The organism is Bacillus sp. EB106-08-02-XG196 (assembly GCF_013396335.1).
Classification (GTDB): Bacteria; Bacillota; Bacilli; order Bacillales; family Cytobacillaceae; genus Neobacillus.
This window is the reverse complement of sequence record NZ_JABWSY010000006.1, coordinates 58,771-71,890: the sequence shown is the minus strand read 5'-3', so window position 1 is coordinate 71,890 and position 13,120 is coordinate 58,771. Positions and strand designations below refer to the sequence as shown.

General features: G+C 36.7%; 14 protein-coding genes. 3 read left to right on the top strand and 11 right to left on the bottom strand.

The features are described 5' to 3' along the window. Window position 1 precedes the first annotated feature (1 nt). Window positions 2-340 (bottom strand): DUF1878 family protein, encoded by a 339-nt coding sequence (locus tag MLOOGBEN_RS10735; protein WP_179158256.1) that lies wholly within the window; start codon window positions 338-340, stop codon window positions 2-4. Window positions 341-573: 233 nt separating this feature from the next. Here MLOOGBEN_RS10735 and MLOOGBEN_RS10730 point away from each other — a divergent pair, with 233 nt between their 5' ends. Next, window positions 574-753 carry a hypothetical protein gene (locus MLOOGBEN_RS10730; protein WP_179158255.1) on the top strand — a complete coding sequence of 60 codons (180 nt, stop codon included), beginning with the start codon at window positions 574-576 and terminating at the stop codon, window positions 751-753. 83 nt (window positions 754-836) lie between these two features. On the opposite strand, the gene MLOOGBEN_RS10725 is transcribed toward MLOOGBEN_RS10730, so the two are convergent. Both MLOOGBEN_RS10725 and MLOOGBEN_RS10720 read right to left on the bottom strand, forming a co-directional pair. Then, window positions 837-968, bottom strand: a complete 132-nt coding sequence (locus MLOOGBEN_RS10725) for a YjcZ family sporulation protein (RefSeq protein WP_218781143.1) — start codon at window positions 966-968, stop codon at window positions 837-839. Between the two features lie 16 nt (window positions 969-984). Next, window positions 985-1,074 (bottom strand): YjcZ family sporulation protein, encoded by a 90-nt coding sequence (locus MLOOGBEN_RS10720; RefSeq protein ID WP_179158254.1) that lies wholly within the window; start codon window positions 1,072-1,074, stop codon window positions 985-987. Between the two features lie 329 nt (window positions 1,075-1,403). On the opposite strand from MLOOGBEN_RS10720, the gene MLOOGBEN_RS10715 reads away from it, so the two are divergent. Then, window positions 1,404-2,267, top strand: coding sequence for a peptidylprolyl isomerase (locus tag MLOOGBEN_RS10715; protein ID WP_179158253.1), 864 nt, complete (start codon window positions 1,404-1,406; stop codon window positions 2,265-2,267). Window positions 2,268-2,312: 45 nt separating this feature from the next. Here the strand turns inward: MLOOGBEN_RS10715 and MLOOGBEN_RS10710 are convergent, their stop codons facing one another. The 6 genes from MLOOGBEN_RS10710 to MLOOGBEN_RS10685 all read right to left on the bottom strand — a co-directional run bounded on the left by MLOOGBEN_RS10710 (window position 2,313) and on the right by MLOOGBEN_RS10685 (window position 10,089). Beyond that, window positions 2,313-2,501 (bottom strand): sporulation YhaL family protein, encoded by a 189-nt coding sequence (locus MLOOGBEN_RS10710; RefSeq protein ID WP_179158252.1) that lies wholly within the window; start codon window positions 2,499-2,501, stop codon window positions 2,313-2,315. 105 nt (window positions 2,502-2,606) lie between these two features. Next, the gene (gene yhaM, locus MLOOGBEN_RS10705) at window positions 2,607-3,551 is read right to left on the bottom strand and encodes a 3'-5' exoribonuclease YhaM (protein WP_179158251.1); all 945 of its coding nucleotides are present in this window, start codon (window positions 3,549-3,551) and stop codon (window positions 2,607-2,609) included. A 42-nt stretch (window positions 3,552-3,593) separates the two neighbouring features. Continuing rightward, the gene (locus MLOOGBEN_RS10700) at window positions 3,594-6,599 is read right to left on the bottom strand and encodes an ATP-binding protein (protein ID WP_179158250.1); all 3,006 of its coding nucleotides are present in this window, start codon (window positions 6,597-6,599) and stop codon (window positions 3,594-3,596) included. Between the two features lie 12 nt (window positions 6,600-6,611). Then, a complete protein-coding gene (locus MLOOGBEN_RS10695) occupies window positions 6,612-7,829 on the bottom strand; it encodes a metallophosphoesterase family protein (protein ID WP_179158249.1) in 1,218 nt (405 codons plus the stop codon). A 114-nt stretch (window positions 7,830-7,943) separates the two neighbouring features. Further along, window positions 7,944-9,197 carry an ABC transporter permease gene (locus MLOOGBEN_RS10690; RefSeq protein ID WP_179158248.1) on the bottom strand — a complete coding sequence of 418 codons (1,254 nt, stop codon included), beginning with the start codon at window positions 9,195-9,197 and terminating at the stop codon, window positions 7,944-7,946. Continuing rightward, window positions 9,190-10,089 carry an ABC transporter ATP-binding protein gene (locus tag MLOOGBEN_RS10685; RefSeq protein WP_179158247.1) on the bottom strand — a complete coding sequence of 300 codons (900 nt, stop codon included), beginning with the start codon at window positions 10,087-10,089 and terminating at the stop codon, window positions 9,190-9,192. The genes MLOOGBEN_RS10690 and MLOOGBEN_RS10685 overlap by 8 nt, the downstream gene beginning before the upstream one ends. Window positions 10,090-10,204: 115 nt before the next feature. Here MLOOGBEN_RS10685 and MLOOGBEN_RS10680 point away from each other — a divergent pair, with 115 nt between their 5' ends. Beyond that, a complete protein-coding gene (locus MLOOGBEN_RS10680; protein ID WP_179158246.1) occupies window positions 10,205-10,390 on the top strand; it encodes a YhzD family protein in 186 nt (61 codons plus the stop codon). Between the two features lie 46 nt (window positions 10,391-10,436). Here MLOOGBEN_RS10680 and MLOOGBEN_RS10675 read toward each other — a convergent pair whose 3' ends face one another. Next, a complete protein-coding gene (locus MLOOGBEN_RS10675) occupies window positions 10,437-11,228 on the bottom strand; it encodes an enoyl-CoA hydratase (protein ID WP_179158245.1) in 792 nt (263 codons plus the stop codon). A 166-nt stretch (window positions 11,229-11,394) separates the two neighbouring features. Next, on the bottom strand, window positions 11,395-13,011 hold the full coding sequence (locus tag MLOOGBEN_RS10670; RefSeq protein WP_179158244.1) for a long-chain fatty acid--CoA ligase: 1,617 nt from the start codon (window positions 13,009-13,011) through the stop codon (window positions 11,395-11,397). Window positions 13,012-13,120 lie beyond the last annotated feature (109 nt).

Sequence of the window (13,120 nt, the reverse complement as noted above, 5' to 3'; positions counted from 1 at the left end):
TTTAAAGGCATTTATGGAACTCTCTAAAAAGATGTTCGAAAAGTCGTTGATTTAAACAAGTTTGAATGACTTCCTTCGCGTCAAATTTTGCTGGCAACGAATATTGAAACTCATTGAAAAGCGGATGAAAATTAATAAACCCTTCCGCTTTTTGTTCTTCCATTTTTTTGTTCATTTCCTCACAAAGTTTATTGAAGGCTTGTACTTCCTGTTCTGATATTCCATTTTCAATGACCAATCTATAGAATTCGAGATTTGGGGCAGATAACATTTTTAAAAGCAACCTTTGATGGTATTCAAGAAGATTCACTCTAGATTGTAATTCGACAAACTTATCCATACACTTCGACCTCCGAACATTCTATACATTTCTTATATTCATTATTTACCTTATTAGGTCAGAGGTAAACCTTTTTCTTAAATGGTTTTGTTCCTTGGTAAACACCAGTGGTAAACTTTATAGGCAGCTATTTCAATTTATTTCCTACTTTTCTACCAATCCTTTTAACTATCTTTTTTTGTAAATTTTTGATAATGTATTAACATAAATGAACATCAGGGAGGGAATCGTTGATGATCCCCACTTTTATTGTCTTGGCCATTTTTATTTTATATTATGTAAACAAAATGACCAATTCCCTTTGTATTCAAAAGGATATTCCAGAGGAACGTCAGCACAAAGTATTTCGCACAATAAATGTACTTGTCACGATATTACTGATTTCATCCTATGTAGAAATACTGTATACATAGGCTTAATTCATTCAGTTTTATATTGTAACAGAAAAATAGAAGCGATGAGAAATTTTCTCATCGCTTTTTATTTTGTCTTCAGGTTATAGCCAAGAAGCCCCAATAATTATTAACAGGATGAAAAGAACAACGATTAACGCAAATCCTCCACCGTGGAATCCAGTACCAGACACACAATTCTCCCCTTTCTTAAATGGTAAAGCTGTTGTCTGCATCAGGTGTTACCCTTTATTAAAACCAAGATGCTCCAACAATAATCAATAGAATGAATAGGACTACAATCAATGCAAATCCTGCTCCGTATCCGTGTCCACCACTCATCGTAATACCTCCTTTATGATTTTCTACGATATACTATTCAAGCTGTATTCATTTCGACTAGACTCTTACCTTATTTTCTTATGAAAAAGTCCACCTTTTTCATAATGGGTAATCATCCATTGAGAAATTTCTGCTTAGTCACTGGGCAGTTGAATAGTATTCTTTTTTCTTACATTGTATCGTATGTACAAATTCCGAAATCGCGATAGGTATATGCCCAAAATTCTGTAAACAACACAGGAAATATTTTTGCAGTGGTTACCATTTATGTTATAGTATAGTTTGTGGACAAAAACCCACAAGAATTTACTGTTTAGGAGAGGTTCCTCATGAAAAAATGGATGTTAGCCCTTACATTAGCTGGCGGGGTTATTGCCTTAAGCGCATGTAATCAAAGTGGTTCTACTGTGGCAGAAAGCAGTGCTGGAGATGTTACACAGGAAGAGCTTTATGAAGCAATGAAGGAAAAGGTGGGGGCACAAGCATTACAACAGCTTGTCTATGAAAAAGTCCTTTCCGAGAAATACGAAGTAACCGACAAAGAATTAGATGCCAAGGTTGCTGAATTAAAAGAACAGCTTGGAGAAAACTTTGAAGCTGCACTAGCACAATACGGCTATGCGGATGAAGAAGACTTTAAAGAAACGATGAAACTTGGCATGATGCAAGAAAAAGCTGCTATGAAGTCAATCAAAGTAACTGATAAAGAAGTAAAGGAATACTACGATAACTATAAGCCTGAAATTAAGGCTCGTCATATTCTAGTTGCGGATGAAAAGACAGCACTAGAAGTGAAACAAAAGCTTGATGCTGGAGAGAAATTTGAAGATGTAAGCAATACATATTCTACGGATGAGGCGGCTAAAGCAGCTGGCGGAGACTTAGGATGGTTTGGTCCGGGAGCAATGGATCCTGTTTTTGAAGAGGCAGCATATGCCCTTAAAAAGGATGAAATCAGTGCACCTGTTAAAACTTCATTTGGATATCATGTTATTCAATTAACGGACAAAAAAGAGAAGAAATCCTATGAAGAAATGAAAGAACAAATGGAAAAAGAATTAAAATCTTCAAAATTAACCACCGAAAAGATTAACGAAATCATGCAAAAAGAAATTAAGGATGCAAAAGTGAAAATAAGTGATAAAGACTTAGAAAACGCTCTTGATCCACAAGCTGCTGTACCAGCACAATAATTTAGCAAAAAGAAGGAACTCTGATTAATCGAGTCCCTTCTTTTTTTATTCCGCAGTGGCTCTATCTCCTTCACGTCTTTCCTTTTCTTGTTCTAGACGGGTTAAATAAATTTCTCCCTCTTTTTCGATATTCTCCATTTCTAACAAACGTTCTTCTCTGCCTGTTTTGATTGCCATCAACGCACTTATTACAATACCAACCACGACTGCATATACCCAAATAGGAATAGTCATTTATTATTGCTCCCTTCGTTAGTGGTTGTCCACTTTTTATACAACATATTCGAGTAATAAATAAATATTCTGTGTGCTCAAAAAAAATAACCCAATTGGGTTATTTTATTTATGAAAGATTGGCTTATAAAAAGAGCGGTTATCTAAGGCATATACTCTTTCTGTAAATTCTCCAGGTTTCACTCTTTCTAAGGCACGATCGAGCATGTTCATTTTTGCGTCAAGATTATCAATATAATGAAGAATTTCAGCTTCCTTAATTAACGGCGGCTTAGGACTTCCCCACTCCGCTTTTCCATGGTGGCTTAAAACAAGGTGCTGAAGAATTAAAACTTCCTCACCAACTATTCCTAGCTCCTCAGCGGCTTTGCCGATTTCATTTACCATTATCGTAATGTGACCAAGTAAATTTCCTTCGACTGTATAAACAGTAGAAATGGGTCCTGATAATTCCACGACCTTTCCCATATCATGCAAAATCACGCCTGCATAAAGTAAATCCTTATCGAGACTAGGATATAGTGTTGCAATGGATTTCGCCAAATCAAGCATACTTACAACATGATAGACTAGTCCTGATACAAACTCGTGATGATTCTTCGTAGCTGCTGGATATTCTAAAAAAGCCTGCTGGTGCTTTTTCAATAGATGACGGGTAATTCTTTGGATATTTGGGTTTTTCATGTCAAAAATATATTGTGTCAGTTTACTTGTCATTTCCTCTTGGCTTAATGGAGCCGTAGCTAAAAAATCTTCCAACTTTACTGTATCACTAGGTCCTGTTCTTCGAATCTGGCGAATTTTCAGCTGGCTTTTACCTCGATAGTTATGAGTATCCCCGATAATTTTAACAATTTTTTGTGCAATGTAATTCTTTTCATCCTCTTCATTAGCGTCCCAAAGTTTTGCTTCTATCTCTCCGCTTTGATCTTGAAGAATAAGGGTTAAGAATGGCTTTCCATTACTCGCTATCCCTTTTGTGGCGCTTTTAATAAGTAAATACAGATCAACCTGTACGCCAAAATCATAATTTAGAATTCCTTTATTCATCTTGCTCGCTCCTTCCCATTAGTACAAGTATAACATTCTCTATCAAATTACTTCGACTGCACCTTTATGAAGATACAGAACTTTCTCAGGTTGAACGTATTGAAGTAAATGTGTATGACAGGTAAAGAATAAAATTTGATTATGTTCGAGTGTTGTTAATAGCTCCATCACCTTTTTTGTACGGCTTGCATCAAAATTTACAAAGCTATCATCGATAATGATCGGAAAGTGATACTTTTCATATAGTGTAGTGGCAAGCGCAAGTCTAATTGAAACGTATACTTGCTCTGCAGTAGCTTGACTTAATTCATTTGCTTCAAATAAAGTGTGATCACTTCTTTCAATCAGAAAACCAGATCCGGACTGCTGCAGATGTATACGCTCATATTGTTCCTCAGTAAGAAAAAGCAGGTATTCCTCTGCTTTAGCCAGCATCCTAGGCAAATGGACGGTTTTATATTTTTCAACCGTTTTGGATAGGATGTTTTGAGCTAAAGAAAAAACGGACCATTCCTTTGCTGCTTCTTCTAACTCAAACTTTTGCTGTTTATAGTGGTGAAGGATCTCAGAGTAAGATCCGCCCTCTTCAAGAATTTGAATCTGGTAGTTAGTTGCTGCTTGTTTTTCTTGCAGTTCATTTAATCTAGAGGATAAGGTTTCTTTCTCCCCATGATAATGGATTAATAGTTCTTCGACATTATGAATTTGAATGAGTCTTTCTATCTCGTCTTCCTTTAGGAAAGAATATTGGACCTGCTTACTTAAATCTGCAAGCCTTTCGATCAGCTTACTCTTTTTTTCTACTTTTTTACCAAGCTCATAGTATGCCTCTTCTTCCTCTACATGGGCTTCTTCAAGGAGCTTTTTCTTTTCCGAAATGAGATGTGCTTGCTCCTGTTTTATTTGATTTAGGTCTGCTTCAAGGTCATCAAGCTTTCCTTGCTTTTCTTGAATTTTTATTAATTTTCCATGTTCTTCCTTTAATTTGTTCCGCAATAAATAGGCAATTTTTGAAAAATCACTACCCTCATCGGCTATATATTGTTTTGAATAATATGTGAGTATTTCTGTAATGTTTGCCTGCTCCAGATTAATCTTTTCCAACCTTGCCAGCAAATACTTTTTTTCTCTTCCTACAAGTTTATATTGTTCAATTAGCTGAAATGCTTCCAGGAAAAATGCTTGGGCAATATATTCAGGTATATGAAGTTCACTGCTCAGTTTCAATAACATTTCCTTATTTTCTGCGGCTTCGATTTCCCAATCCTCAAATTTCCTGATTACTTTTTCATATTGTGATTGCTGCTGTTCGAGCTTAATTTTTAATAACTGATACTGCTCTTTCCGAAGATTATCTTGATTCAATTTTTCTTGAATGGCTGGGATGTTACTATTTTTATATTCCTCAAGTTTTTGAATTAACTTTTTTTCATTTTCTAACAACTGACTTAGAGCCTGATGGATCTTTGTTTCATTTTTTCGGGTAAAGCTTTTACTAAGATAAAACCCAATTAGTAAACTTCCTAATACCCCAACAAATAACAGTGTCCATTGCTTTGTAACCAAACCATAAAGTGATAGAACCAGCATTATCGCTCCAATGGTTAGAAATTGAATTTGTTTTTGCTTGTTTATCTTTGCAAATGTTTTTTTGTCTTGCTCATGTGTATGTTGATAATACTCTATTTTATCTTGGACTGCCTTAAGTTCATATTCTACTTCCCTTTTTTCACCTTCCTCATCAACTAACTTTTCAAGCCTTGATCTTTCATGAGCTGGGATTATTTGTGTCACTGCAATGCGAACTTTTCCTTCAAGCTCCTCAAGAGTGCTTTTTTCTTCACGAAATTTCTCTTCAAGATCCTGCTTTACTTCTAAAAGCTTTTGCTTTTTACCTGCTGTCTGCTCCACTTGATTTTTCATATAGATATTGGTGTTTATCGTTAGGACCTCTTCTTCCTTTAAAGGAAGGTGCAGTTTTTCGGTTATGATGGAGATTTTCTCTTCCAAATCAACCAATTTCAATTCACATTGTTGTTTTTCTATGGTCAGCTGTTCATATATGGGTATTTGTTCTAATGAAGCAAGAAGCTGGGATTCATCAGCAAGAAATTGGGCTTCAGGTTGTATCGTGGCAATTTCTTTTTTTAAATGAGTGATTCTTTCCATTAAACTTGAAATCTGAGCATTATAAGGGTAGATTAGCTGATTTACTTTTTCCAGCCGTTCGACCCCTCTAACAGGGAATGAACTATCCCCTATTAACTTGATTTCAGTAGTGATCCATCTTTCCTCTTTGACAAGTGAATGAATCCTTTGCCATTCATTTAATTTTTCAACCTCGCCTTTTACTTCCTGCAGAGAATTATTTATCCTCTCTATTTCCTTTTGTAAATTTTCTTTATTTGAAATTAGAGCTTCGTATTCTTGATTTTTAGCTGCAGCCTTTTTTAGCTCGCCATTAAGTTCGTGAATGGCTTTTAGTTTTTCATTGACCACAGGCTTCTTTCCGCTTGGTTTAAAACGGGCTTCTAATTCCTTCTGGAGCTCTGCCTCTGACTTTTGCAGACGTTCTGTTCCGAGTGTACCAGTAGAAAATAAAAACTTGCCCAATTCCTCCCCTTTCATTTGGTGGATATTTTGCAGCCCATGTATATTGAATGAAAAAATGGCTTGGAATAACCCTTTATCCATGTTTCCAAGTAATTGCTTAAGTAGAGTCTCATCGCCTGTTGTTCCGTCCGCAAGCGTTACCGTAACATCCCCAGAAGCTTTTCCTCTAACTCTCTCAATGGTGACAATTCCAATCTCATCAAATAAAATTCTTAGCTTCCCGCCATAATTCGAACCGTTTTTTGGCACATAGTGAAGTTCTGAAGATTGCTTCGTTGGGAACCCAAATAGTATTCCATGAATAAATGCCATAATCGTGGATTTTCCTGCTTCATTTTCACCATAAAATACTTGATAATCAGATAGGTCTTTTATGACCGTATTATTTAATTGACCATAGCCGTATATATGTATCTCCTGGATTTTCAGGCCCATCATCTCCCTTCTTTATTGATACAATAACCCAATTAAAAGCTTCTCAGCTTTTTCCAATAATTCTTTCTGTTCGCTTTCTGATAAACTATTTAAATATTTTCTGCCCATTTGATGATCGTATAATGGGGCTATTGCAGCATCAGGATTCTGATAGTCATCAATAGTTGCAAACAACTCAGAAAAAAAATCTGCTTCTTTCCTTAAATTTTTTCTATCAAGCTGCTGGTTATCCTCTAGGGATAAATTAACAATCCAAACAAATGATTCTTCATCATTTTCATAATCTAATAGTAATTCTAGAAGTTCAGTATCTAAAGCTCTTTTCTCTTGGTAATCATCCAATTGAACATTTTTTAGGTTCAAGGTAAGCAGAGTTCCAATACCGGCTTTACGAAAACGTTCCATGGTAATTTGACATAATTGAAAGATTTCTTGAAAGCTTTGTGCCAAAGCAGCATCGACAGTAACTTCTTCCCAAACCACATCTGAAGTTGCAACAAATTCCTTTTTTGCCTCGAATTCATTCAACGTAATACAATAGCAGCCTTTTACTCCGACTTCCTTTTTATTACGTCCTTGGAGGTTTCCTGGATAAACGATTGGCGGCGTTTCAGATAATATCGTTCGTTTATGGATATGTCCTAAAGCCCAATAATCAAATTCTTTCTCATTCAGGTCCTTGATAGAAAATGGGGCGTAATTATCGTGGTCAGTACCGCCGCCTTCATTTCCATGGAGTATCCCGATATGAAAATCTGCACGCTCTTGTTTATGATAGTCATCAATTCTTTTATCAAGAATATGTCTTTGTAGATAACTGAAGCCGTATAAATGGACCTTTTCACCACGTTTTGAATGGAATATTTTCATTTCGACATCACTGCTAAATACATGTACATTCGAGGGCATATCTAGGTGTACCCATGAGCCATTTAAATGATCATGGTTTCCATGAATAACATAAACAGGAATATCCTTTTGTGAGAGTTTTTGCATTTCATTCCGGAAACGTGATTGTGCACGTAAGCTCCTGTCTTCACCATCATATAAGTCTCCAGCTAAAATAACAAAATCAACGTTGTTATCAATTGCTGCTGCTGTGAGCTTTCCTAAAGCTGTAAAGGTACTCTCTCTCACTCTTGAAAGTATGTTAGCAGGCAAATGCTTTAAGCCAACCATTGGGCTGTCCAAATGCAGGTCAGCAGCGTGTATAAATGATATCTGTTTCATAATAAAGCTCCTTTCAGTGAGTTTTTCTTTATTGTAACATCCCGAAAATACGAATGCACGTTCTGAATAGAAATTTTAAAAAAGCTTTGCCAGTTTTGACAAAGCCTACACTTTTTATTCTTTTTTGGTTAATTGCAGTGCCTTTTTTATATCCTTAAAGGAATTTGATTTTCCGTACATTAATACTCCGCCGCGGTAGACTCGGGCACCAAATACGGCTAAGAAAGCTATAGTTGAAAGCAGGATCGCAATCCCTAATGCTGTTTCCCAGACTGGAATATTCAGCATACCAACACGTAAAAACATAATCATTGGGGTGAAGAATGGTATATAGGATGTAATGACAATAAAAGGCGAATCCGGTTTACCAAGACCAAACATCGCAATCATAAATCCTGCTACAACGAGTAATGTCATAGGTGTAATCATTTGCTGCACATCTTCAATCCTGCTGACCAATGATCCTAGAAAGGCGGCAAGGGTAGCATAGAGGAAATACCCTAAGATAAAGAAGATAACCGCATAAGCGATGGTTGATAACGAAATATTACCAAATCCAAAGTCGTCAAAAAAACCACCTTCTAATGAGGACATATTCCGTTTAATTGAAAAATAACCTACTGATAAAAGTACTGCAAGCTGAGTTAAGCTTAACAGACCAATACCCAGTATTTTTGCAAACATCTGCTTGATTGGTGATACACTGGAAATCAGGATTTCCATCACCCTTGAAGACTTCTCTGTAGCAACTTCCATGGCAATCATGCTGGCATACATAATAACAGCAAAATAGATGACAAACAGGAGAACATAAACAAGTCCTCTAGCTTGATTCAATTCTTCCTCCGTTTTCGCATTTTCTTCAAGAGCAATTTTCTCAAAAGAAACTGGTTCATAAAGCTGCTGAAGCTGCTCTGGAGTTAGATTAATTTTCGAAGCCGCAAACATGGTTTTCATTTGTTGAAGTCCTGCCTGAAGATCAGTAAATAATGATGAATCCGCTACACTCATTGCTTTATATGTAGCTTCTGGTAAATCCTCTGCATCATAACGCAGCTGGACAAATCCTGCATATTCTCCTTCTTCTACTGCCTTTTCAGCCTCTTTTTCTGTGCCGTCGAACTCTGTCAGTTGAAGGTTTTTATTTAAAGCACTCATTTGTTCTTTAAGCGGTGCATATAGCTGACCTGTTTCATCTAGAACAGCAACCTTTTCTTTACCACCGCCTTTATCAAAAACTTCTATGATACTATTCATATTGGTCAAGGCTAAGGTGATGATTAAAGTCATCAATGTTGTGATTAGAAATGATTTTGTCTTAAATTTATTTACATATGTATGAATTAAAATAATCCAAAATTTATTCATAGGAATCACCTACTTTCTCGATAAAAATATCATTTAAAGAAGGCTCTTCAAGATCAAATTTTCTGATGAATCCTTTGTTTACAATATCTTTAAGTATCTTTTCTGCAATATATTCTCCCTCGATTTGCAAATGGATTCCCTCTGTTGTCGATTTAGTCTTAACCACTCCTGGATAATCCTTCAGAGAATCCAATGGAAAATCTGCATGAATAACAAGGTTCTTTTTACCAAAAGCACGTTTTATTTCTTTTAATGAACCATGTACAACCTGAGTTCCTTTATGCATAATACAAAGATGCTCACACATCTCTTCTACATGGTGCATTTGGTGGCTTGAAAAAACAATGGTCGTTCCTTTTTCCTTTAAAGAGAGGACAGCCTCTTTAAGCATTTCAACATTAACCGGATCCAAACCGCTGAATGGTTCATCGAGAATTAATAATTTTGGTTTATGTATGACTGCTGCAATAAATTGTATTTTCTGTTGGTTTCCTTTTGAAAGCTCTTCTACTTTTTTATTTTCATATTCTGGCACTTTAAATCTTTCCAGCCAATATTTTAATTCAGAAAGTGCTTCACTTTTAGCCATGCCTCTTAATCTCGCAAGGTAGACAATTTGTTCGCTGACCTTTAATTTTGGGTATAAACCTCTTTCTTCAGGCAGATAGCCAACTAAATGGCTGGTTGAATAATTGATAGGTTTCTCGTCCCAGGTAATTCTGCCATCACTAGAATCGAGCAGTCCTAGGATCATTCTAAATGTTGTTGTCTTCCCTGCACCATTTGCGCCTAAAAAGCCAAACATTTCTTTTTCAGGTATTTCAATGGATAAATCCTTAACCGCGATAAAATCACCAAACCGTTTTGTTACATGTTCAAGTTTCAAAACCATACGAATTCCTCCTCTCCAAAATTACTACGTATTTCCATATAAAAAGTTTCACCTTTACAATATATCGCTAATTATGCAAATATTATAATATCAATATTATCAGGGAGGATACAGGATGAAGACTTACAAATTAACTGCCTTTGAAGCAAATGGGGAAAAAATAGTAGATGAGGCGTTCCAGGCTGATCATGATGAGGCAGCAAAAGAATTAGCTGAAAAACTTTTAGCTGAAAAGAATTTACTAGATAAAACACATCGCTGCACATCACCAAGTGGAAAGCTTTTATTATTCCATTCCTAGTCTTTAGAAAGAAAAAAGAAGCAGCAAATGCTTCTTTTTCTCTTAATTATTTTCCTATAAATTTCGCTGGTCTCTTTTCTATAAATGCTCTAATTCCTTCTTGGTGATCAAAAGTTCGACGCATATTTAATTGCCCTTGTTTTTCTAGTTCTAATATCTTAAGTAATTGCGGGCGGTTACTATCTGCTAATATTTTTTTCGTTTTTATCATTGCCTGAACTGGGCGGCTCAGCCAATCAGATATTCTTGCTTCTAACGTTTCTTCTAGATTTCCTTCGGCCACTTCCTGGACCAGCCCTAATTCTAAGGCTACTTGTGCATTCATCATTTTTCCATCCCAGATGACCTGCTTCGCTTTTATTTCGCCTAATCTCTTTTCTAAAAAGAAGTGGGAACCACCATCTGGTATTAACCCGATTCCAATAAAATTCATTGCCAGTTTGCTTCTATTGTCGGCTATGATATGATCGGTAGCCAATGCTAGACTGAATCCAAGCCCTGCTGCAGCACCATTTACGGCGCTAATGGTTAATTTAGGAATACTGTATAAAGTAATGATTAATTCGCTAATGCAGTCCATCACTGGGAAGAATTCGCTTTCATTCAAGTCAGAAAGCATCGTTTTAATATCCCCCCCTGCGGAGAAGGCTTTGCCACTACCAGTTAATATGACAATATCAATATCATCCGAATCAGATATTTCTTTTAATTTAGAGGCTAACCCTTTTATCATTTCCACATCGAGTGCATTTAATGCTTCCGGTCTATTCATTTCTACCGTTGCAACCCGGCCGTTAACCCTCACCTTTACCTTATCTGTTACAAAATTAATACTCACCCCAAACGCCTCCCATTCACTTTATTCATTTCTATTATAGCTTGAATTGGTTTGATAAAAAATAAATTTTCATAATATATGGAATTTTCACTGCCACTATTTACTAAAACTATTTTTTACAGCAAAAAGGACAAAGAGCAGCCCCTTTGTCCTTTTACAAACCTACTTACTTCCTTAGTACTTCCTTTTGTACCTGCTCTCTAAGTGTCATCTTTAAAAACTTCCCTACAGAGGTCTTCGGAATTTCCTCTAAGAACAAGATTTCATCAGGTAACCACCACTTAGCAAACTGTGGTGTTAAAAATTCAATTAATTCTTCTTTCGTCACCTTATCTTTATAGACATCTTTTAAAACCACACAAGCAACCGGTCTTTCCTGCCATTGTTCGTGCGGTACAGCAACAACTGCCGCTTCAAACACCGATTCATGGGCCATCAAAGCATTTTCCAAATCAACGGAAGAAATCCATTCTCCGCCGCTTTTAATTAAATCCTTTGTCCGATCGACAATTTTCACAAAGCCTTCCTCGTCGATTGTTACAACATCTCCAGTGTGAAGCCAGCCATCATGGAAGGCATCTAGTGTTCTCTCATCCTTATAATACTCAGAGGCAATCCATGGGCCCTTGATGCATAGTTCACCCATTTCCTGACCATCCCAAGCCACTTCTCCGTTCTTGCCGACAACTTTTATGCTCAAGCCTGGAACAAGAACTCCTTGCTTTGCTCTTATTTCGAGTCTTTCCTCATAATCTAAATTTTCTTGATAGCTTTTTAGTGTGGAAATAACCACCAGCGGACTTGTTTCAGTCATACCATATGCATGTAAGAACGGCACTTTGTGACGTTGTTCAAATGCCCTAATCATTCCTTTTGGAGCTGCTGATCCGCCGCAAAGTACTCCTCTTAAACTACTAAGGTCGTAAGAACCCTCGTCAAGTTCTTTTAACAACCCGAGCCATATGGTTGGAACACCCGCGGTAATGGTTACTTTTTCATTTTCTATGAGCTCTGCTAGTAGTTTCGGAGTAAAATATGGTCCTGGCAGCACTAAGGAGGTCCCAAACCATACAGCTGCAAATGGCATCCCCCAAGCATTGGCATGGAACATTGGCACAACTGGCAATGCAATGTCTTTTTCACTCATCGCCGCACTATCCGCAAGACCTAACGCCATACTATGGAGAAAAATCCCTCTATGCGAGTATACGACTCCTTTTGGATTTCCTGTGGTCGCAGAGGTATAACACATACCTGCTGGATCATTTTCTTCGATATCTTCAGGATAGTTAAAATTAGGATTCGCTTCAGCTAGCAGATCTTCGTAATGATAAATAGGTGAAAGGCTGGTTTCAGGAAGTTCCTTATCATCCGTCATGATTACATAAGCCTTCACGCTTTTTAGCTCTGATGCACATTTTTCAAGTAATGGAATTATGTCTGGGTCTACTAAGAGGACACTATCTTCTGCATGATTAATAATATAGGAAATATGATGTGGAGAAAGACGGATGTTAATCGTATGAAGAACAGCACCGATACATGGAATCGCAAAATAGGCTTCTAGATGACGGTGATGATTCCACGCAAGTGTTCCTACCCTGTCACCTTTTTCTACTCCTAGTCTTTTTAGACTATCTGCGAGTCTTCTCGTTCTATCTCCGATTTGTTTATACGTAAAACGATGAATGCCGCTAGATGTTCTCGAAACAACCTGTTTCTTTGGAAAATACTTCTCTGCTCTTTCAATCATCTGTGTCATTGTTAAAGGCGTCTGCATCATTACTAAATCCCCTCCATAACTGAAAGCGTTTTCAAATCATATAAAATATTCTCCATAATTATGACAATTCCTCTATTAAGAACGAGAATCAAAAAAAAAAAAAATCTCC